This is a genomic window from Ignavibacterium sp. (assembly GCF_025998815.1).
Taxonomy (GTDB): Bacteria; Bacteroidota; Ignavibacteria; order Ignavibacteriales; family Ignavibacteriaceae; genus Ignavibacterium.
This window is the reverse complement of sequence record NZ_AP026678.1, coordinates 1,834,499-1,856,590: the sequence shown is the minus strand read 5'-3', so window position 1 is coordinate 1,856,590 and position 22,092 is coordinate 1,834,499. Positions and strand designations below refer to the sequence as shown.

The window sequence follows — 22,092 nt, the reverse complement described above, 5'->3', positions numbered from 1 at the left end:
TCGCTAAGGCATCAAAACAATCTGAAATTTTCAAACAAATTTTTTATCAGTGCTTAAATTTTTGTTTTAGCTTTTCTTGAATTGTTAATTAAAATTCCAATTCCTCCAATTAAAATTCCAATCACTAATCCAAGAGCAATATTACGCAAAGCAGCTCCGAGTGCAACTCCTAAAGCAACACCGACGCCCATCGGAATTCCATTCTTCATTTTGGAATTCGAATTCTTTTCTTTTGATGTATCTGTCATTTTAATATCTTAAATTAATTTCCGCAGAGACTTGCTACAGGAAGTCTCTGCAAACTGAAAAAATTATTTTTTAATTCCGGCAGCTTCTTCCAGCATTTCTGTTGTAACTGATTTTGGTCTTTCAATCGGATAACCAAGTCCGCGATCCCAAATTATGTTAGCACAAACACCAAGAGCTCTGCCGACAGCAAATAATACAGTGTAGAAATCATATTCTCTCAAACCATAATACCACTGAATTACACCGGATTGCGCATCAACATTTGGCCAGGGGTTTTTTGCTTTACCTTGTTCAAGTAGAATCGGAGGAACAACTTTGTAAAGCAAATCAACATATTTGAACAATGGATCATCAGGTAAATGTTTAAGACAGAATTCTCTTTGTGCAGTGTAACGGGGATCAGTTTTTCTCAATACAGCATGACCAAATCCAGGTATAACCTGACCTGATTTCAAAGTGTCCCAAACAAATTGTTTCATTTCTTCTTCTGTTGGAACTTTGCCACCTTTCTTCTCATAAATTTCCTGAATCCATTTCAATACTTCCTGATTTGCCAAACCGTGTAGTGGACCGGCAAGACCATTAACCATTCCTGAAATGGAATAATAAATATCAGACAAAGCGGATGCAATTAAGTGTCCTGTGTGAGCACTTACATTTCCACTTTCGTGATCACTATGAAGTATGAAATACATCCTTGAAACATCATCATAAGGTTTTGGTATTCCCATCATATGAGCAAAGTTTCCACCCCAGTCAAGCTTTGGATCAGAAGGGATGATATCACCATTTTTATATTTCCACCTGTAGATGAATGAAGCAATGCGTGGAAGTTTTGCAAGCAGATTCAAGGAATCTTCATAAGTTGGATCCCAATAATCATTTTTATGAAGTTTTCCTTCTTCATACTCCTTAAAGAAAATAGATTCTCTTTGCATCGCAACAATAGCAGCGGAAAGCATTGCCATCGGATGTGAATCTTTCGGCAAAGCTTTAAGCATATCAAAAACATACTGAGGCACTTCCTGTCTTTTATTAAATTCATCAGCGACATCTTCAACATCTTTCATTGATGGAATATCACCTGTTAATAAGAAGTAGAAAAATCCTTCAACATAGGGCATTTCACCACCAGGAACTTTGGGAAGTTTTTCAAGAACTTCAGGAATTGTTAAACCTCTGAAACGAATTCCTTCGTATGGATCAAGATATGAAATGTCTGTTACAAGGCATTTAATATCGCGTGCACCACCAATTACCTGTCCGATTGTTACTTCATCAATTTTTACATTTCCAAATTCTTTTACTAATCGGGCAGTTCTTGGACGCCATCCTTCAATTTTTTCTTTGAGTTTGTTTTTGAGTACCTGAGACATGACTCCTCCTGATAAGTAGTTATAGGAATGTTCATTCTCAACAGAATGAAATTTATTTGTTTAAATATACGAAGATTATTTATTCAATATCATTTGTCTTTATAAAACTATTTCTTTCCCGCAAACAGCGACATAGACTTTAATTCCTGAAAAACTTTTTAATATCTCTTTTCCCATCCAGTTAATTGCTTCTTCATCACCGTGAACAAGAATTACATTATCTGGTTTAAGTTTTTTTACTATTGAAATAAGTTGCTCTCTTTTTGCGTGTGCGGAGAATCTGAAATTTTTTATTTCACATTTTACTTCAATTGGTTTATCTGAAATATCAATAAAAATTTTATCACCTCTCTTTGCTTTTGAAATAAGATAACCAGGAGTTCGTTCATCCATATAACCAACAGTAAAGATTGCAGAATTTTTTTGTTGGAGAAATCTCATTGCAAAATCATAAGAACTTGTCCCTTTAATCATCATTCCACTTGCTGCAAGCACAATCGATGGATTTTTGAAAAATTCATCCGGAGAACTTAGTTGTGTATAATCAATTTGCGGAATCATACTCAATTCAAATTCTTTATCAATGCGATTTACAACATATCTGTTGTAATCATACACTCGGTTTATTTTTGTCCCAATTCCACCAGTAAAAATATCCACCTGAGATAGTTTCCTTTTTTGCATTAACAACCAGATTGTCGCAAGCATTTCCTGAAGCTTTCCAAGTGCAAAAACCGGAATTAAGATAGAACCTCCTGCAGTAAGAATTTTATTTGCTTCTTTTGCAAACCGCTCTGCTTCTTTTTGCCAATCAAGTATCTCGCTTGAATCAGTTGCCCCATAAGTTGATTCAAGAATTAATGTATTGATTTTTGTGTTTGGTAAAATTGCTGCAGGTTGAATTGCCTGATTTGCAAGATTAATATCACCTGTATAAAATATTTTGTAACCATTGTTGTTTAGAAAAATTCCTGATGAGCCAAGAATATGTCCCGCATCAAAAAATGTTGCAATTAGATCTGCTTCTGTAATTTGATGATAAGATGAAAGCAAGAACTCCTTTTCATATTCGTAGTAATTAATCATCTTAATCAAAAGATCAACTTCATCATGAGTATAAAACTCAAACTGTTCATCAATGATTTCTTTTTTAAGAATAGAAACAGCATTGTGTAAAGTTAATTCAGCCAATGCACGCGTCTGAGGCGTTGTAATAATTTTAATGTAAGGAAATTTTTTTATTAGAAAGGGAAGCGCTGCTATGTGATCCTGATGTGCGTGTGAAATTAATGCATAGTCAATAGTTTTATTCTTGAGAAGTTCAAATTTTGGTAGAGATTCTATTCCTTCTTTTTGTGGATGAATACCGCAATCGAGTATTATTCCGTTTCCATTTATATTAAGATAAAAACAATTTGCACCAATCTCATTGCCACCTCCAACAGGAAGGAAACTTATCATTTGTTTTGCTGCCTCATTTGATTTTCAATATCATCGAGGTCAACTTCTGTTATTGTAACATCTTTGGGTGGTTCAAATTTTTCAGAAGGAATGCTCACATTAATTTCGATTTTTTTTGCAACACTGTTGATTTCTACTCCACCTGTTTTAGTAATCGTTTTCAAAGGAATCCATTTCCAAATCCAGATTTTTGTTCCAGCGTTTTTAATTTCATATATATCACAATCTTTGTCGAGAAATTCTTCTCTTCCGACTTTCATTGCACCACTCTTTAATAAAATCTGTTCACCAAATTCACCGAAACTTTTTTGATTTTGAAGTTCTGCAATAAGTTTTTTTACCGGATTTTTTGTCTTAGTCCCGGTTTTTCTGTCCAGATCAATTATATAGTTTGAATCATCTTTAATAATGTTAAGGAGATTAATGTTTTTGGAAAATCCTGCAATTTGCAAAACAGAATTTGTGTACTCAGCTTGCTTCATTCCCCAGTCTTCAAAATATAAAGTTTTAGTTCCGGACTGTGAACCTGTAATTGCATACTCAACAATTGCAGATTTAACTCCATATCTTTTTGAAAAATCAGTTGAAGTTGTTTTTGTCTCCGGAGAATCTTCATTTTTTGAATCACCGCAGCTTGAAATAAAAAAAAATGAGAAAGTGAAAAGTACTATGCAGGTTGCCTTGTAAAGATTATTCATTTTACTGCCCAGATTATGTCTGATAATGTTTTAAATTCTTTGTTTAATTGAAGTGAAAATAATTTATTTGATTCAAACTGCGAAACATAATTTTCAATTAATTCTTTCAGCCAAATAATTTCTGCTTTAAGTTTCCAATGTTCGCCATCAGAACTGAACAACACTATGAATAATCTGTTATGATAGTGTTTTCTTTTCTGTTTCGATTGATTAAGATATAACCATTCGATAAGACTTAATGGATTTTGTTTTGCTTGTTCAAAAGTGAGATTAAATCTGCGCGGAAATACTGTTGTCTTATGATCGAAAGTAATTCCGTTAATTGAAAAATCTTTTAATCTGTCGCGTTGATTAAAAACCGGTTTTACATTCGGAAGCGAGCAGAAAATCTTTTCAACTGCATAAGCAGACCAAAAGTTAAACCAGCGATTTAGTGAATAATCAAAATACATCTGAAAATTTTTATTCGACTTAAATTGTTTATCAACCTCAGCTAATAAATTTTCGAAAGTTTTTATCCGATAAATAAAATTCGTTTTGTTATCAAGAAAATCATTTTGTTTTCGATTCCATTGGTAGGGAATTGATAACCTTTTTTGTAATTCAGATTGTATTTGAAGTAATTCGTTTTTCAAAAAAGTTAATTTGTTTATTAATTGTAGCCGCAGGCTTCAGACTGCGGAATTAGATAATAAATTTTTCCCAATCCTTGAGTTCAAAAACAGTTGAACCTTTATAAGGATAAAGTAACCAGTCGTCCAAGATATTATTTTTAACAGGATTATACAGAATATATTTTATATACTCATTGAGATCTTCATTAAAAATTAAAAATGAGAATTTATCTTTTTTGAAATAAAAAAATGTATTCATGTTTGAAAATGTAAAATCCTCCAACCAACGCACGATATCTCCACAATTCTTTCTGATTTCTTTTTGCTGTTGTCTCTTCAAAGTTCTTTACGATTATTGATTTGAGTTTAAAATTCCTTTTCAATACTTCCTGCATTGTAAGAAAGCCCAGAGGTATCCATTCGCTGTTTGAATATTTATCTCCGATAACAACAGCAAGAAATCTTTTCTTTTCCAGAAAGGGGGAAATGTTATCCAGAACCTTTCCGAACATTCTCAAAAATTCCTCTGTTGTTGAAGCATTTGATAAATCTTTTTTATCACTTGTGAACTTTATAATATCCCAATAAGGAGGATGAAGGATTATAAACTGGAAGTTTTTAAAGTGATATGAGTTCAGATAATTTTTAATATCAATTTCTGAAGAGTCACCAAGTACAGTCTCAGTTGTTACTCCGAAAGGATTTTTCTCTTTCGAGAGATTTTCATTACATAATTTTATAGCTGCTTCAGAGATATCAATACCTAATGCATTTCTTCCGAGTCTTTTGCATTCAATCAAAGTTGTACCGCTTCCGGCAAATGGGTCAAGAACCCAATCACCTTTTTTGGTATATCTTCTTAATAACTGATTTGGAATCTGAGGAATAAAATTTCCCCAATAGCCGGCATTGTGTGCGCCGGATTTATCGCGTTTGTTAAAAATCCATAAACTATCCGTTATTAAATCGTCATATTCTTTCCAACGATTCAGATTAAGATCATTAATCTTTGAATGTTTCACTTCAGTGATGCTTTTAACAAGACGATTAACATAATATTTTGCCCGCTCAAAAGTTTGTGCTTCGATTATCTGAGTAATATCCTCAATTAAAATTTCTTTTTTTAATTCAGATTCAACTTCATTAAAAATTACTTTAATAGATGAACTTTTATTCTCCTTCTTAATTTTATTCAGAATTGAATTAAAACTTTCTATTAAACTTGAATGGTTGGAAAGTGAGCTTTTAATTACAGGAGTTAAATCTATTTTCATTCTAGTTCAGTTTGAAGTTTTTAATTATCATATCTGAAATTGTATCTCCTATACTTAATGAAGCAGTTGCGGCAGGAGATGGAGCATTCAGAACATGAATCATTTTGTCTGTTTGAATAATTCTGAAATCATCAAGTAATTTCCCGTCCCTGTCTAATGCCTGTGCTCTGACACCAGCTCCACCGGGAATAATATCATCTTCAGCTAATTCGGGAATTAATTTCTGAAGCGATTTAACAAAAAGTTTTTTACTGAAAGATCGTTTAAATTCTTCCCAGCCCATTTTGTAATGCTTCTTTGCCATTTTCCAGAACCCAGGATAAAGTAACATTTCAGTTATTTGCGAAATGTCGATATCAGATTTCTTATAGCCCGTTCTTTTGAATGCGAGTACTGCATTTGGTCCTGCTTCAACTCCACCGTGAATCATTCTTGTGAAATGTACTCCAAGAAAAGGAAATTGTGGATCAGGAACAGGGTAAATTAAATTTTTTACAAGATGTTGTTTGTCTTTTTTCAGTTCATAATATTCACCGCGAAATGGAATTATTTTTACATCGGGATTAACTCCACTCATCTTTGCAACTTTGTCAGAATATAATCCTCCACAGTTAACTAAATATTTACTTTTGAATTCATCCTCTTCAGTGCAAACAACAATCTGATTACAATTAACTTTTATACTAACAGCTTTAGATTTTAACTTTATCTCGCCACCATTTTTCATTATAAGTTTTGCATACTTATTTGTAACAGCCACATAATCTACAATTCCTGTTTGCGGAACATACAATGCTTCAATTCCATTTGAATAAGGTTCATATTCTTTAATTTCTTCTTTTGTTAATCTCTTAATTCCAACCAATCCATTTGCAATTCCTCGTTCTTCAAGCATCTTTAATTGTGGTAATTCTGATTCATCAGTCGCTACAACAATCTTTCCGCATCTTTCGTGAGGAATAGAATGCTCTTCACAAAATTGATAAAGCATTTCTCTTCCGCGAGTACAATTTAATGCTTTTAATGAACCGGGTTTGTAATAAAGTCCAGAATGAATAACTCCACTGTTATTTCCGGTTTGATGTTTTGCCAGAGTGTCTTCTGCTTCAATCAAAAGAATTCGGAGGTTCTTCTTTTCAAGAAGTTTCAGAGCAGAGGCAGTTCCGACAATTCCACCGCCAATAAAAATTATATCATATTGAGTTGACATTTAAGAATTCCCTCAAACAAAAGAGTGAATAAAATTGAACTTGACTTTAATGTTTGTGTGTTATAACATATAACAGTTAATTAAAAAATTGTCTCTTTTATGATTCAAATTTAACTATTAGCACTGAGCTATTAAACCTTTTATACACTTTAGAGGAAGCAATGAATAAAAATCAAAAGAGAGTTTTACTAATTGGAATTATTCTCATACTTGTTGTGTTAGCATATTGGTATAGTCAGGGAGGCGAAATCTTTACCAAAACACAGGTTCTCGTTGATAAAACTACTGAACTGGACAGAATGCTTGGAGTTGAGAATAAACAATATGAAGACAAATTTGTTCTCGGTCTCGATTATGCAGGAGCTATTTCAGCGGTAATTGCAGTTATAACAGGAGTTTTAATTTTCATATTCAAAAACAAAAGAAAGGAATCAAAATGAAAAAAATCTTGTCATCAGTTACATTATTAATTTTTCTGTTCACATCAATCTCATTTGCTCAGGGATTTAAAGTAAAGGCAAGTGGGGAACAGACTTTTAACTTTGCTGACAGAGGCGGAAGAAATCAGGCGTCGTTATTTAGCACAACTCCTCTTGAAGATATAAGAGGACTATCAAATGATGTTAAAGGCACTGCTACTTTTAATGTAAATGATATTAAATCGCTCAAAGGAAAGATTTCAGTTTCAACTGCATCCATAAAGACCGGAATAGATTTAAGAGATGAACATCTTAGAAGTGCTGACTGGTTAGATGCTGATAAATATCCTGAAATTACATTTACAATAAAAAGTGTAAAAGAAGTAAAACAAGTAACTGACAATCAACTTCAGATAAAAGTTGTTGGTGATTTCACATTAAAAGGAATAACTAAAGAAATAACAGCTGATGCTACATTAACTTATCTTGACGAAAGTGAGCAAACAAAGATGAGAGCTCCAGGTGATTTACTCGGTGTAAAAGCAACTTTTAATGTTAAACTTTCTGATTTTGGAGTTAAAAATAAAATCGTTGGACAGAAGGTTGCTGAAAGTATTGAAGTAAGCGTTAATATGGTCGGTTCAAATAAAACTAATTAATTTTTTAATCATATTTTTGAGTAAGGCGGACTTTATGTTCGCCTTTTTTATTGAATGGTCGGATGATTGATTTGATGGATAAATGATTGAATTATTCATAAGTTAACTTTTTAATTAGCTGACTATTTTATATTGCATTTTTATCTCCTCCTGTCAACCTTTAGATATTAAAACTAATCAGACTATTTTTGCACTAAAAAATATGGAAAGAACTATTACAATATTCGGAAGTGCAAAACCCAAACCTGGCGATGCACAATATGAGTTTGCCTACCAACTTGGATCAAGACTTGCAGAAGAAGGATTTAATATTTGTACAGGTGGTTATGCCGGAATAATGGAAGCTGCTTCAAAAGGAGCTTATGATAAAGGTGGTTTGGTCTATGCTGTTACAGTTGATAACTGGAATTCAAATCCAAATCCATACATAACAATTGAAGTTAGAGGTAAAACTCTTTTTGAAAGGATTGAAAAGCTGATTGAAATGGGTGATGCTTATGTAGTTCTTCAAGGTGGAACAGGTACTTTTCTTGAACTTGCTGCAATTTGGGAATACGCAAATAAAAAACTGCAACCACAAAAACCGATTGTTTGTCACTCAGAGATGTGGAAAACAATTATTGAAGTAATGGATAAACAAATGCAATTTGAGGGAAGAGAAACCGGAATAGTAAAACCTTGTGAAAGTATTGATGAAGTAGTTAGCTACCTGAAAAGCAAACTTAACATTACTTAAAAAGATTGATCTCTTCAATCATTGAACTAACTATTGTCAAAACATTTTCTACGGTTAGTTCATTAATACATTTAAACTTCACATCATCTCTTTTGCAGGTTAATGGTTTAGGAGAATAGAAGAAACAAGGTGCGCACTCAAGATTAAGAGAAGCAATTTTATATTTCGTTTTCCACGGATGAATGTAGTTTACATTTGTCGGACCAATAATCGCAACTACAGGTAAGCTTAATGACGAAGCAATATGCATTAACGCTGAATCATTTGTTATAAATAAATTACATCTTTTCATTATAGCAGAAGATTGACTCAAAGTATTTGTCTCTATAGAAATAACTCTATCAGATTGGATGTTTCTTTTTACCTCTTCTTTTAGCTTAGATTCATCAGGTCCGCCAAAAATTAAAATCTTGGCAGAATATTTTTTTATTAGCTCGTTTGATAGTTGTGAGAATTTTTCCGGTTCCCATCTTCGTTTAATATGATTTTTCAGAGTAGCACAACCAGGATGTATTCCGATAATAAAATCATTTTCAGAAATTTTATTTTCTTGCAAAAAACTTTTAGCATAATTCAAATCTTCCTGAGTTAGAAATAATTCAAGTTTGGGTTCTTCAGGAATTTTCTTATCAAGCAATTTTTCAATCATTCCGATATTCGTCTGAACATTATGCAAAGAATCATTCTCTTTAATTGTGATGTTATTCAGCCAGCCAAAATTCTTTTTGTTCATTCTAAGATATTCAACAGCAACCCTTCTCTTTGCACCAATCAGAAACGAAATCAGATTATATTCTTTACGGTTAGATGGATAAACATTAATTGTCACATCATATTTTTTTCTTAAGCTTAAAACAAATTTTAGAGATCTTATTGCCCCTTCATTCAGAAAGTTAAAGTGGATAAGTCTGTTCACATTAAGATTGTTTTTGAAAATATCTTTTGCTCCACCGAACATTACAAGCACATCAATTTCTGAGTTTGGTAATTCCTGCTTTAGAATTTTCAGAGCAGGAGTAAACATCAGAGCATCGCCAATTCCGGATAAAGCTATTACTAATATTTTCATATTTCTTTTTAAAATAGAAATGGCTGCAAAGATTTTGAATACTCAACCTATGCAGCCATTATTAAACTTTAATTTACTTTTGATGTGTCTTTATTCTGCAACAGCATTCTGTATCTTTCTACATTTGCTTTTACATTCGGATCGTTGGGATAAAGTGCTTCAATTCTTTTCCATAGTTCATATAGCTTATCATTTCTTTGCTGTGTTTCATAGATTTCCATTAAAATACGATATGGATTATAGAACGATTGTGCATCACTTGGATTCTCCTCAAGTTTTTTCAGAGCCAATTGCTCTACTTCCTGAGCAAGCTTATTGTATTGTTCCATCGCTCCGGCTCTCGCATAAAGATTTCCTAATTCAAACATCAATCCCATTTCGAGTGGAATTAATTTATTAGGCATCTTAGCTTCCATATCATCGAGTGTTTTAACTGCCAAATCATTTTGACCTTTGCTGAGATAATAAAGTGTCAATCTTATAAAAGCATTTCGATAATTTTGAATCATCCTCTTATGATTATCATCAAGGAAAATAGTTGAGTCATTTAATCCTCTGAATTTAAATCCTGGCTGATAGTCTTTACTATAACCCGGATTTTCTTTCAACTGAGCGGCAAGAATATCAGGTTCAACAAATTCAACGGTTGATGAACGCTTTTCCGGAACCAGACGGAAAGCCATTCCTTCCATTCTAAGATAATCATGTAATCCGATTTTACTATCATCAGAACATGTTACTGCAAAGTAGATTGGTCTTTCCCAATTGTTTGCTTCAACAATTTCTCTTACCATAATATCCTGAACACGAATACCGGTTACATTGCCAAAGTTCAGAGTTGGCTGCATTGTCCAGCTTAGCTTTCCTTCTTTCAGAATAGTTGAGTCTTTAATTCCATATTTCTGAACAAAATCGTTTGATATGCCTTGCTCAGATGAAGATTTTGGAAGCGGAATTGATAACTGAGTTGCATTCCATTGCATTGGTCTAAGTTGATTTATCTGATCATCAGAAAATCTTATTCTAACAGTTCCAACTCCATAAGGATCATTATTCTTCATCTGACGAATGTACCAATCTGTATTGAGCAAACTAAGATTTACAATTTTAACATCTCTCCGAACACCTTCAACATCCTGTAAATACCAAAGCGGGAAAGTATCATTATCACCATTAGTAAACAGAACTGAATTCGGTGCACAGGATTGAAGAAGGTTATATGAATAATCCCAAGGAACCCAGATTCTTGAACGATCGTGTGTGAAATAATTTGCACTGAACATTTTTATAGGAATAAGAACGATTCCCAGCACCATTATTCCAACAGCAGTTGCCTGACGGAAAGAAGGTCTTTTGATTTTTTCAAGTGCAAGTTCAATCAAGCTATGAATTCCAACAGAAATCCAGATTGCAAAAACGAAAAACGCACCAACATAGAAATAATCTCTTTCTCTTGGCTGTGGTTGTTGTTGATTTTGATAGAAGGCAGTAAGATAACCCATCAAAATGAACATAATCATAAATGCAGAAGCCATCTTCCAGTCTTTTCGGAAGTGGAAGTAAATTCCAAGTAAGCCAATCAGAAATGGAATTCCGAATAAAGAATCCTTTACTTCACCGGCAAACTTAATTCCCAATAGTTTTCCAAAAGCATTTCCGATTCCATTAAAAGGTGCAATGTTAGCTCCCTGATCCTGAACCCAGCCTTCACGTCCAGCAAAATTCCACAACCAGTATCTTGTCATCATATGATTCATCTGATAAGAGTAAAAGAAATCCAGGTCGGATGAGTAGTTTGTATAAATTCCTTGTTGGTGAGGTTCAGCACTGAATCTTCTCTTGAAAGTAGGGAAGTCACCGTACTGCTCACGATTCAAATACTTTTCAAGTTTAGGAAATGTATTTGGCTCATTCTCATTCATTGGTGGGTTTTGATTTGAACGGATTATAACCATTGCAAAAGTAGTAAATCCGAGCAGGATAAAAATTGCAGACATAAAAACAAGATGTAGTGTCGGTTTATTATTCTTAACTGCATAATGAACAAGATATCCAAGCACTGCAAAGGTCAACAGAACAACGAGAAGTTCAATTGTAATATTTTCACCACCAATTGTAGTAAGTAATGCCGGAAAATATTTAACAACTCCCGGATAAGTGGCAGCAAGTGCAACACCGCCAATTATCAAAGGCATATAGAAAGAATTTCTTGTAAATACTTTCTTATAATAAATACCCATTATCAAAGCACTTACACCAAGAATGAAAATTTTGAACTTCGAATCAAATGCCTGATATTGCTCAGGTGATGGAGGAGTTGTTGATGTTTCTCCAGCCCACCAAAAAACAGCAAGAAGCAGAATTATTGCTGAGTGTAATAAAAAGATGTATGAAGTTTTTTTAAGACTTTCTTCGTCGTTGACATATTTTCTGAACATAATAATCATAACTACAGGAACAATTGCCAAAACACTCATAAGGTGAACACCAGTTGATAATCCAACTAAGTATGCAATCATGATAATATATTTTTCCGCATCAGGATTATCAGCCCGTTCGTTCCATCGCATAATAAGATAAGTAACTGCCGCAAAAAGAAAGGTACTGAATGCATAAACTTCAGCTTCTACTCCGTTAAACCAGAAAGTATCACTGAATGAAAAAGCTAATGCTCCAATTGCTGCCGAAATGTAAAGGGTCAATCCTTCAAAAAGATTTTCAGGATCTTTTTGTTTGTAATTTTTAATTAGTTTAATGGCAATCAAGTAAAGTAATAAAACTGAAAGAGCACTGGAAAGAACCGATACAAAGTTTACTCTTAATCCAATGTTTTCAACAAAAGGGATTTTTGAAAAAATATTTCCTACAATTAAAAAGAAAGGGGTTCCCGGAGGATGAGGCACTTGCAAGTAGTATGATGCTGCAATGAACTCGCCGCAATCCCAGAAAGAAACCGATGGCTGAACTGTTGCTGCAAATTGCCAGAATGAAATTATAAAAACTATTGCTGCAAAAATTCTGTTCAGTGTTTTTAAGTTCATCTATAACCTCTGATATGAATTTATCGTTGATAAAAATTAGTCTTCTTTTTTTCTGAATAAATCATCCAGTTTGGACTTATCCGGTGCAGTGTAATATTTATCGTAAAGTTCTTTTAATCTCCGCATCGAAACGGAATCAAAATCTTCATCATCCTTATGACGCTTAACAAACATTTTGTACTCATCTAATTCTTTGGGAGTGAATTTTTTCTCACATCTTTTAAGATAATCAAGATATTTCTGCTGATCTCTTCTGGACATTTGAGTATCTCCATCCAAAATTCAATTTTATCAGAACTAAAATAAAGAAAGCCACTCTTCTAAAAAATAAAAATTGGGTTGTATTGCTATATTAATTTGTAGGTTTCAAAGTTCTCAGAGTGCAGAAATTGTACATAATTCCTGTATTTTTTCTTTTGAATAGTCAAATATTTGAAAATAATTTAAGTTAAAGAAAAACATATATACTTGATTTTCTTTCCATCATGAAGATGCTGTATTTCATACTTTGTTTGAATTTTCAGTTCATCTTTATAAAACTCTGAATTGTAAAGATCATCAGTTGCAGCAATCAGTTTCAGATTTTCTTCTTCTATCACTTTAAGAGCATAACTATATAATGTTTCGTCATCAGTTTTAAGATGAATTCTGGCTTTTGGCAAACAGGTTTTTCTGTAAACATCAATAAATCTTTTGTGAACTAATCTTTGCTTAATACTTTTTCTGAGTGGAAACGGATTTGGAAAAGGTATCCATATTTCTTCTACAACAGGATTTTTGAAAACGAGAAATAATCGGTCAATGTATGTAATGATAAACGCAGCATTAATGATTGAAAGGTTTAATGCTTTTTTCGCGCCGGTCCAGATTCGGCTTCCTTTTACATCAACACCAATAAAATTCTTGTCAGGATATTTTTGTGCAAGTGCTAAAGTATATTCTCCGTTGCCGCAACCAAGTTCGAGTACAATGGGATGCTTGTTATTAAAATATTTCTGAACTGATTCGGAAATAGTTTCCAGATTTCCGTGGAAAACATTAGGAAAAGTTCTTACTTCTTTTTGCTTTCTTCCTTTTCGACGCATACTCTGTTAACAAACTGAACAAATTTTTTTGAAGTCGAAAAATAAAGCAAAAGAAACAAAAGGTTAGAATATTTTCACTTAGTAGAATTGAGTTTTATAATCTGGTTAACATCTTGAATTCAATTCCTTTGAATTCAGGTTCGAAACGACAGACACCACCAATACAGATGTTACCAGCTTGCCTTGAGCCAATCAATAAACTTAAGTCAGTGTGCGAGGAAATTTTATATCCGAATTGCACAAAGCTCCAGACTTTACGTATTGTTTTTCCTTCTTCAGGTTCTTTTGTCTGGATTTCACTAACCCAGGCAACATTAAACAAAGGTGAGCGTAAATATTCAATAGAAATTACATCAGAAAAATATTTCTCGGATGTAATTCGGTTTTTAGTGTGTTGATGTTCCAGAATTAGTTTTAGAGTGTTTACTTCGCCGAAATAATATTTCCCTTCAAAAACAGGAGTTAAATTTTTTGTGTTTGAGGAAAGCTCTTCATTGTAACCCAATGAAAGAGTTGTGTTGATCTCATCGTTCCAGGAATGATATGCCTGTACGAAAAATTCTTTGAACTGAGTAACTGTCTCAAGATCAAAACCATTTACTCTTTGAAAATATGAACTTCGTGGAAGAGTTTGGGTAAGGCCATAACTTGTTTGAAAATTAGTTTCATCATCAAGTGTGTAATTGACTTCAATCTGAAAACCTTTTTCGTTTGACTGATCAAGTGGTGAGGGATGTCTGTTCAGCAATAAATATGTATATTCTTTTCTAAGCGATGGAGGAGTATTGTAAAAAATTGTTCCATCACTTGAGGTGAATGCAAAATTATCGTATAACTTATATTCGCCGGTTATTGCTAATGGTCCGTAATAAAAATTCGTATTACCATAAAATCCTTTCCCAATAATTGATTCTTCACTGTCAAAAACATTCCTTTGAATGTCCGGGTTTTGCTTAATTCCGAATTCAAAATAGAAATCGAAATTCCAGATTGTTGGTTCCAGTCGCAAAGAGGATAAACTTGTTTTAGAACTTGATTCATCCTCCGGTAAATTGGCAGCGTGAGTAAATCCTAATTTCAAAAAGTTTAGACCACGATAGGAAATATCAACTGCGTGAAGAATATCTTTTCTAAGGTTTTGTGAATTTGCTGCAGAACCCGATAAAGCAGTAAGATGAAAATCATAAAGATGACCTTCTGCTTTAACTCCAATGAGATTGTTGTCAATTCTTATATTTCTGTCTTCATAACTTTTCAGAATCATTCCTCTTCCAAACAAAGTATAAAAATTTCCTGCAGTTATTTTAACTCCTTTATCAAGGTCGCCAATATCAAGTGAGATGTATTTATAAGCAATATCGGCATAACGAACTTTGCCTCTGCTGATTGATGGGTCAGGATCATTTGGTTGAAATGCTTCGAATCTAAATCCGGCAGCAAAAATACCTTTCATATAATCAACATTAGTCCAGTTTTCAAAAATTTCTCTTTTGGTATCTACATTAAACGAATATTCTAAATGATTCTGAACTCCCAAACCTTCGGGTAACAAAAACCACGAATCATCGGATTGAGCGAAACTTATTGCAGTTAAAAAAACAAGAAATGAGGAATGAATGAAAATTTGCTTCAACATTTTGATCAACAATTTTGTGAATGAAAATTATTTTAGGAGCGACAAAATTTTCTCACGCAATTTTTTTTCGTCGCCTTTCATATAACCCATATGCGACGAAACTATTTTTCCATCTTTGTCAATCAGGACAGAATAAGGAATTTGCTGTGCATAGTATTTTCTGGCGACATCAGAATTTTTGTCAAGCAAAACCGTAAAGTTATAACCTTTGGATTTTACAAGTGGTTTTACTTTGGCAATAGTTTTTTCATTATCGGTTGAAATTGCCAGAAGCGTAAAACCTTTTTCCTTTAACTCTTCATAAATTTTGTTAAACTCATTCATCTCTTCCATACAGGGTTTACACCAGGTTGCCCAAAAGCTTAGCAACACAGGTCCTTTTCCCAGTGCTTGTGTAAGTTCAAAATTATTTCCATCAAGACTTTCAAGTTTGAAATTTGGTGCAGTCTTGCCCTGTGAAAGTTCATCTTGTGCAAAGGAGAAAAACGGAATAGAGATGAATAAAATTAGAATTATTTTTTTCATCAGATTATTTCTCCAATATCATAGCTTTAGATTGAGAAAAAGCACCAACAGTAAGGCGATAGAAATAAATTCCGCTTGGTAAGTCAGAGGCATTAAATATCAGTTCGTGATTGCCCGCAGGTTTTTCCTCATTAACTAAAGTTGAAATTTCATTACCAAGCAAATCATATACTTTTAATGTTTGCCAACCGCTTATTGGTGATTGCCATCTGATTTTAGTGGCTGGATTAAACGGGTTTGGATAGTTTTGCTCAAGATTAAAGTTAGTAATCGAATTAACTTCATCTTCAACAGAGGTTGGATCAAATGTAGAAGCTTGTAATTCAACAGTTATCCTTTGATCGGGATTTCTGAAAGTTCCTGCCTGCAATTGAACCATTCCGGTATTTGGAGCATTGTTAGTAAAAAAATGAACAGATACTTCTCTTGACTCACCAGGTTGCAAAGGACTGCTACCATAAGTTTGGGTTGTTGCTATGCTATCCATCCAATCAGGATAACAATAATCAAAACACAATGAAGTACTCCAACCGTTGGGCATTTGGTTAATTGTGCGAACAACAAAAACAGTTTGCTCTGCCTGAGAAATGTTTGTGAGATCAATATAAATTACAACTTCGTCACCGATTGTATCGTTAACTGATGTTTCTCTTGGAATAAAGGAAATATCCTGCGCAAATATTTTTAAAGAAATAAAAATCGAAATGGTAAATAAATAAGAAAATCTCATATCACAATTCTCCAAAAAATTTTTTTAGGAAGAGGTTGTTCCGAAATAAAAGATTTATCTGATATTCAGGAACAACCTCAAAATTTTTTACTTAATTAAAGTCATCTTCTTTGCTGAAACGAATGAAGAACCATCTTCACCTGTTGCTTCGAGCTTATAGATATAAACTCCGCTGTTTAGATTGATAGCATTGAATTCAACTTCCTGTTTTCCTGCATTCATCTGACCATTCAATAATTCTGCAACTTCTTCTCCTATCAGATTATAAACTTTAAGAGAGACTTTTGAATTAACAGCAAGATTGAATCTGATTTTTGTTGATGGATTAAACGGATTTGGATAATTCTGCTCGATGAAAAATACTTTTGGTCCGGTTACATCGACTTCAATTTCATCTGAAAAGTGATAAGCACCGCTATAATCAATCTGTTTTAAGCGATAAGTGTAACTTCCTTCATTCAATTCTCTGTCAGTGAAGTTGTAGTGTTTTATTTCAGTGGTTGAACCGTTTCCTTTTACAAAACCCACTGTAATAAAATCATCCGATGCTTTCCTTTGTATTTCGAAACCATAATTGTTCATTTCAGTTGAAGTTGTCCAGCTCAACTCAACATCCAAACCATTTGCTTTCGCATTAAAGGTTGAAAGTTCAACAGGAATAACCTGAGCAAGAGGATATGAAAATGTTTGCCACTGATTTGCATTAGGAACAAATGCATTGGTTGTGGTTGGTGCGGTTGCTAATTGAGCTCCGGATTTATCAAAAATAACATGCGGATAAGTAGCGCCACCATCGAGTGAAAGTTTTACAATTAAACGATCAACATAAGCTGAGGAGTATTGAGCGTAAGCCCAATCAAATTTTACTGAATCAACTTCATTCAGACCATTATAAACCGGAGAATAAAGAAAATCATTCTGATTGGTAGAACTATATGAATAGAATTCCATTCTAACTGATTTAGTCCCTCCGAATGACGGTCCATTTGCACCCTCAAATTGTGCAAATGTAATTCCTCCATCAGGATTGTTTATAGTCCAACCCGGCGAAGGGAATGTACCATCAAATAATTCATAGTAGAAGTAGTTGCTCAAAACACTTTGAGGATTTTCAATCAAAAAGTTTCTTGAACTTTCAATAAAATCAAATGCAACAATTGGTTTTTGAACAAATGGCTGATCAAAACCAGTGTTAACATAAGTTGCCTCGAGATAATTTCTGGATTTTGCTGCATTAAGAACTTCTTTGTTTGCATCATTCTGAACAAAAACAGCAGTATAAATCATGCTATCAACCCAAACAGCCATATCAAGCGGATACTTAAATGTAAAATTATATGTGCCTGGTGCGGTTGGAATAGGTGTCCCGGTTGAATTCGGAAAAGCTCTTCTGAATACATCATAAAAGTCGGTCTCACCATTTGTTCCCGGTGCGGTGTTGTAATGAATATGTCTTTCAACAGCGTGAACTCTGAGATAATATTGTCCTGCAGGCAATTGATGACCAATTTGTAATGTTACATCTGCCTGAATTGTATCACCGGGAAGTCTTGTGTTAGTAACTGATAAAGCTAATGGAGTTCCAACACTCTTTCTTGGATAAAAAGCGTTTGGCAAACTCGGTGGATTTGAATATGGGTATGATGGATTAACTATACCATCCATAATTACATGTGGAACTGCATTTACACCATAATAAAATCGTCTGTCATTTGCCTGCTGAGGGTTATAAAGATACATCGGATCATTTCCTGGTGATGGCCAGTTCATATGATATTTTACAGCAACCAAAGAATCAAATCTTGCAGCAATGAATGCATCAATTGTCGGATTATTTGCTGCACAGGGTCCGCAAGTTGAGCTTGTCCATTCTTCGAGTAAAACATTTCTCTGATAACCTGGTAAAAACAATGTGTATTGAGTTAAAGAATTATTGGATGTGTTCTGGTCACCGGATAAATTAGCATTAACTGTAATATTAATTGCCTGACTTGGTGTAATAGTAAGATTATCAAATGTTACAGTAGTGGATTGTCCACTGCTTAATGAATTGATTGATTTATTGCTTACATAACCTCCTGGATTGACCTGCATGGTTACTGTAAAAGAAGTTGTGATATTATTTCTGCCAAGATTAATAAATGCAACCTGCGGTGCAACTGTAATTGGATTTGAGCCAACTGTAAAGCTTGTGTCCGGATCAATATTTAAAATTCCAACTACTGCTACATCACTATCGAAACGATTTCCGATAGTAACATTATCGATATAAAGATTATTACCGTAACCGTTTATTGTGTTAAACTGTACTTTCACCTGAGAATAGGAAAGAAAAGTACAACACAATGAAACCAAAAGAAGTAGAAATAGTTTTTTCATAGTGAACCCTCCTCTGTAATTTAATTATTTAGTTATGAACACAAGATTGAATTATCTCCTTGGTATTAGCATTCTGAATAAAAGTGACAGCTCTGATTCTATTAAGATTCCAGGTTGAATCAATTGAGTTTTCAAATTGAAATGATAAATGTCCTTTTATTTCAGACAACTTGTATCCGTCATTGGAAGGCAAAATGTTTCTGACAACATCATAAAATTTAGTCTCACCATTTGAGCCGGGAGGTGTTGAGTAATTAACTTCTGTTTCAACAAGTGCTATTCTTAAGATAAGATTTTCAAGTTCAGGATTATTAATATTAGAAGTCTCTACATTGATGTTGACAAATAAACCATTATTTATTACTTCACTGGAGTCAGAAATCCAGAAATTACTTGCTGTCTGTAATCTTTGCAGTATTGCATTTTTAATTTGGTTCGAATCAGTAGGAACAGGTCTTAAAATTCCATCAATAATTATTGTCGGTGCAAAAAGAATCTGATAAAAACTCATTCTGTAATCGCAAAATTCTTTTGCTGTAAGGTACATCGGGTCAACAGGCGAAGGGAAGTTAGTTGGGAATTTGATAACCTTTATTCTATCACTGTACTCTGAATGTTTGCTTAAAGATTCAATTATTTTATTTGATATAAGACAAGGCGTACAACTTACATTTGCAAAGTCTTCAATCTGAACAATTTTAGTTGCGGAAAGATTTCTCTTTTCAGTAAAATTAATATTGACAAGAACTTCGCCGGTCTTCAGACTAATTTTATTTGGAGCGGTTGGAGGGTTTGTTTCACAGGAAAGTAGTCCGATTAAAAAGATAAATACTATTAATCTATTTAATAATTTCATAAGCAATTTATTATTTCTTCAGAAAAATAGTTTAATATTTTTTTGCGCACAATTTTATTTCATCAAAACAAACTTTTTAACTGCAATGTATTGTCCTGCTTGTAATTTATATAAATAAATTCCGCTGGGAAGATTATACTTGGTTGCATCAAATTCAATTTCATAATTCCCTGAAGTTCTATAATCATTAACAAGAGCGGTGATTTCATTTCCAAGCATATCATAAACCTTTAAGGTTTGCCAACTGTTAAATGGCGACCTCCAACTGATTTTAGTTGTTGGATTAAATGGATTAGGATAATTCTGATTGAGTATAAATTTACTTGCAGTATTCAATTCATCATTAACATTTGTTATGACTGTTTTATTTATTGACTTCATCACAAATGGTTCGTTAGGCAATTGGTTATACATCGAAACGAATTTATCTATGTCGGGTTCACTAATGTTGCTAAGGTAATCAACAACTTTTGGTTTGATAGATTGAAAACAAACTTCAGCAGTAATTGTATAGCTTGAATTTGTCATAGCTGGAATTCTATAAGTGACAATATCGCTTCCGCTTCCATCAGAACCATTCTCTCTGTTGAAATTTGGATCAGTCAACGCATTGCCAAAAATTGCAGTTGTATCATAACTAGTATGAGTTGAAACAAAACCAAGCGGAGGAATTCTGTTATCTTTTATGTATTGCGAAGCCCGCAACAATCTGTTCGTAACATTTCCATCAACATCAATCATAACTCCTTCATAAATCTGAATCTCATCAGGATCTGTTACTACATCATAATGAGGTTCGTAATCCTGATTTAATCCGATTATCTCTCCATTTGAATTCCAATTACCTGATTCAAAAACAATATTGTTTGAACCATCAATAACTTTAAGATGAATCCACATTCTTCTGAATGGAATTCCAGCCGGAAGTTTATGTCCGGCTTTGTTTGTAAGTTTCACAAAAATATTTAACGAGTCATTTTCAAAAGATTCAGAAACCTCGAGTTCTAATGCTTTCTGAGTGAGATTATATTCAGCTCGTGCAATTGTAGAATCAAAATTTTCAACAGAAGCCGTAATTCCCAAAGAGTCAATATTGTTCCGAAGCATTTTTAACATATAAACATTTCCACCGACAAATTCATGTTTCCAATACGGGCTTCGTAACACCTGATGAGCTGGAGGAATTGTTGCAATATCAATAGGATCATTTGTAACAGGCATATGACAATCCTGACATTGAATATTCTGAGCTGAGTAAATACTGTTTTTCCATTCGAGGTAAGGTGTCTGTTCAGGAAATTGTCCGGCAATTTGTCCCTGATTATCAAGATATGGAGTGAACAATGTATGACAGGTTGCGCAAAGCTCTGATTTGTTCATATGTGTTGTGAAAACGGGAGTATAATTTACAATCATTTGCATATAAGTTAGCTCGGGGTTTTCATATGGACCATAAATAATGCTATCGTTTTCAATTACATAATGACCTGAATAAGAATTTTGTGAGCCAAAATTATCAGGTTTTATCTGATGGCAGGCTGTGCAACTAACTCCGTCATTAGCAATAGGATCCTGTTTAAGTTGATTCATTGAGTAAGTAGTTTGTCCGTTGTAAAAAGCTTCAGTGTAGCCCAAAGGTGCGTGACATCTTGTACAGGTTGTTTCAATAGTCTGTTGAAGTTGTGGATAATTGTGAACTTCTTCTGCAACCATTGCCCGCCAGAATGGATCTTTACTAGAATTTGCCATCATAGTTGAGCGCCAGTAAGTCGGTGGCGAAATATCAACTCCGTTTTGTGATAGAACATTTCCATCGCCGGTATGACACATTGCACAATTTCCAGAACCAGAAAAAATTATTGTGCGTCCGAAAGGAAGGGGTAAACCCTGAGCCAATGAAAAATTGAAAAATAAAATGATGAATGCTATTGTGGTAAAAATACTTTTCATTTCTCTCCTGCTGAAGACTCTGATGAATTTCTTTTATTAAAATAGATATTAAATCATTCAAATTCATATTGTATGAGTAAAAAATTTGATTGGAAATTAATAATCCATGCGAAATGCTGGTTATT

Annotated in this window: 20 protein-coding genes; 3 read left to right on the top strand and 17 right to left on the bottom strand. The window is 33.6% G+C overall.

Annotation, left to right across the window (positions count from 1 at the left end; genetic code table 11):
- Positions 1-53: 53 nt before the first annotated feature.
- From Q0X14_RS07945 to lhgO, 7 genes are all read right to left on the bottom strand, one after another.
- Positions 54-248 carry a hypothetical protein gene (locus tag Q0X14_RS07945; protein ID WP_297836746.1) on the bottom strand — a complete coding sequence of 65 codons (195 nt, stop codon included), beginning with the start codon at positions 246-248 and terminating at the stop codon, positions 54-56.
- 63 nt (positions 249-311) lie between these two features.
- Entirely contained in the window at positions 312-1,625 is a 1,314-nt protein-coding gene (locus Q0X14_RS07940) for a citrate (Si)-synthase (protein ID WP_297836744.1), read from the bottom strand.
- Between the two features lie 99 nt (positions 1,626-1,724).
- The gene (locus tag Q0X14_RS07935) at positions 1,725-3,086 is read right to left on the bottom strand and encodes an MBL fold metallo-hydrolase (RefSeq protein ID WP_297836741.1); all 1,362 of its coding nucleotides are present in this window, start codon (positions 3,084-3,086) and stop codon (positions 1,725-1,727) included.
- On the bottom strand, positions 3,083-3,784 hold the full coding sequence (locus tag Q0X14_RS07930; protein WP_297836739.1) for a hypothetical protein: 702 nt from the start codon (positions 3,782-3,784) through the stop codon (positions 3,083-3,085). Before Q0X14_RS07930 ends, Q0X14_RS07935 begins: the two co-directional genes overlap by 4 nt.
- Positions 3,781-4,419, bottom strand: a complete 639-nt coding sequence (locus tag Q0X14_RS07925) for a hypothetical protein (protein WP_297836736.1) — start codon at positions 4,417-4,419, stop codon at positions 3,781-3,783. Before Q0X14_RS07925 ends, Q0X14_RS07930 begins: the two co-directional genes overlap by 4 nt.
- A 206-nt stretch (positions 4,420-4,625) precedes the next feature.
- Positions 4,626-5,672: a DNA methyltransferase gene (locus Q0X14_RS07920; protein WP_297836733.1), complete on the bottom strand. Its 1,047-nt coding sequence runs from the start codon at positions 5,670-5,672 to the stop codon at positions 4,626-4,628.
- Position 5,673: 1 nt separating this feature from the next.
- Entirely contained in the window at positions 5,674-6,882 is a 1,209-nt protein-coding gene (gene lhgO / locus Q0X14_RS07915) for an L-2-hydroxyglutarate oxidase (protein WP_297836730.1), read from the bottom strand.
- 161 nt (positions 6,883-7,043) lie between these two features.
- Here lhgO and Q0X14_RS07910 point away from each other — a divergent pair, with 161 nt between their 5' ends.
- From Q0X14_RS07910 to Q0X14_RS07900, 3 genes are all read left to right on the top strand, one after another.
- Entirely contained in the window at positions 7,044-7,322 is a 279-nt protein-coding gene (locus tag Q0X14_RS07910) for a hypothetical protein (RefSeq protein WP_297836727.1), read from the top strand.
- On the top strand, positions 7,319-7,960 hold the full coding sequence (locus Q0X14_RS07905; RefSeq protein WP_297836724.1) for a YceI family protein: 642 nt from the start codon (positions 7,319-7,321) through the stop codon (positions 7,958-7,960). The genes Q0X14_RS07910 and Q0X14_RS07905 overlap by 4 nt, the downstream gene beginning before the upstream one ends.
- Positions 7,961-8,162: 202 nt before the next feature.
- On the top strand, positions 8,163-8,696 hold the full coding sequence (locus Q0X14_RS07900; RefSeq protein WP_297836722.1) for an LOG family protein: 534 nt from the start codon (positions 8,163-8,165) through the stop codon (positions 8,694-8,696).
- Here Q0X14_RS07900 and Q0X14_RS07895 read toward each other — a convergent pair.
- From Q0X14_RS07895 to Q0X14_RS07850, 10 genes are all read right to left on the bottom strand, one after another.
- The gene (locus tag Q0X14_RS07895; RefSeq protein ID WP_297836719.1) at positions 8,689-9,765 is read right to left on the bottom strand and encodes a glycosyltransferase family 9 protein; all 1,077 of its coding nucleotides are present in this window, start codon (positions 9,763-9,765) and stop codon (positions 8,689-8,691) included. The genes Q0X14_RS07900 and Q0X14_RS07895 overlap by 8 nt on opposite strands.
- Before the next feature lie 68 nt (positions 9,766-9,833).
- Entirely contained in the window at positions 9,834-12,806 is a 2,973-nt protein-coding gene (locus Q0X14_RS07890) for a DUF2723 domain-containing protein (protein ID WP_297836717.1), read from the bottom strand.
- A gap of 36 nt (positions 12,807-12,842) precedes the next feature.
- On the bottom strand, positions 12,843-13,067 hold the full coding sequence (locus tag Q0X14_RS07885; RefSeq protein ID WP_297836714.1) for a hypothetical protein: 225 nt from the start codon (positions 13,065-13,067) through the stop codon (positions 12,843-12,845).
- A gap of 182 nt (positions 13,068-13,249) precedes the next feature.
- Positions 13,250-13,891: a tRNA (guanosine(46)-N7)-methyltransferase TrmB gene (gene trmB / locus Q0X14_RS07880; protein ID WP_297836711.1), complete on the bottom strand. Its 642-nt coding sequence runs from the start codon at positions 13,889-13,891 to the stop codon at positions 13,250-13,252.
- Between the two features lie 94 nt (positions 13,892-13,985).
- On the bottom strand, positions 13,986-15,527 hold the full coding sequence (locus tag Q0X14_RS07875) for a DUF6029 family protein (RefSeq protein WP_297836708.1): 1,542 nt from the start codon (positions 15,525-15,527) through the stop codon (positions 13,986-13,988).
- A 27-nt stretch (positions 15,528-15,554) separates the two neighbouring features.
- On the bottom strand, positions 15,555-16,052 hold the full coding sequence (locus tag Q0X14_RS07870; RefSeq protein ID WP_297836704.1) for a TlpA disulfide reductase family protein: 498 nt from the start codon (positions 16,050-16,052) through the stop codon (positions 15,555-15,557).
- Positions 16,053-16,056: 4 nt separating this feature from the next.
- The gene (locus Q0X14_RS07865; RefSeq protein WP_297836701.1) at positions 16,057-16,782 is read right to left on the bottom strand and encodes a T9SS type A sorting domain-containing protein; all 726 of its coding nucleotides are present in this window, start codon (positions 16,780-16,782) and stop codon (positions 16,057-16,059) included.
- Between the two features lie 87 nt (positions 16,783-16,869).
- Entirely contained in the window at positions 16,870-19,161 is a 2,292-nt protein-coding gene (locus Q0X14_RS07860) for a T9SS type A sorting domain-containing protein (protein WP_297836700.1), read from the bottom strand.
- Positions 19,162-19,189: 28 nt separating this feature from the next.
- The gene (locus Q0X14_RS07855; protein ID WP_297836697.1) at positions 19,190-20,017 is read right to left on the bottom strand and encodes a hypothetical protein; all 828 of its coding nucleotides are present in this window, start codon (positions 20,015-20,017) and stop codon (positions 19,190-19,192) included.
- A 54-nt stretch (positions 20,018-20,071) separates the two neighbouring features.
- Positions 20,072-21,967 (bottom strand): T9SS type A sorting domain-containing protein, encoded by a 1,896-nt coding sequence (locus tag Q0X14_RS07850; protein ID WP_297836696.1) that lies wholly within the window; start codon positions 21,965-21,967, stop codon positions 20,072-20,074.
- Between the last annotated feature and the right edge of the window lie 125 nt (positions 21,968-22,092).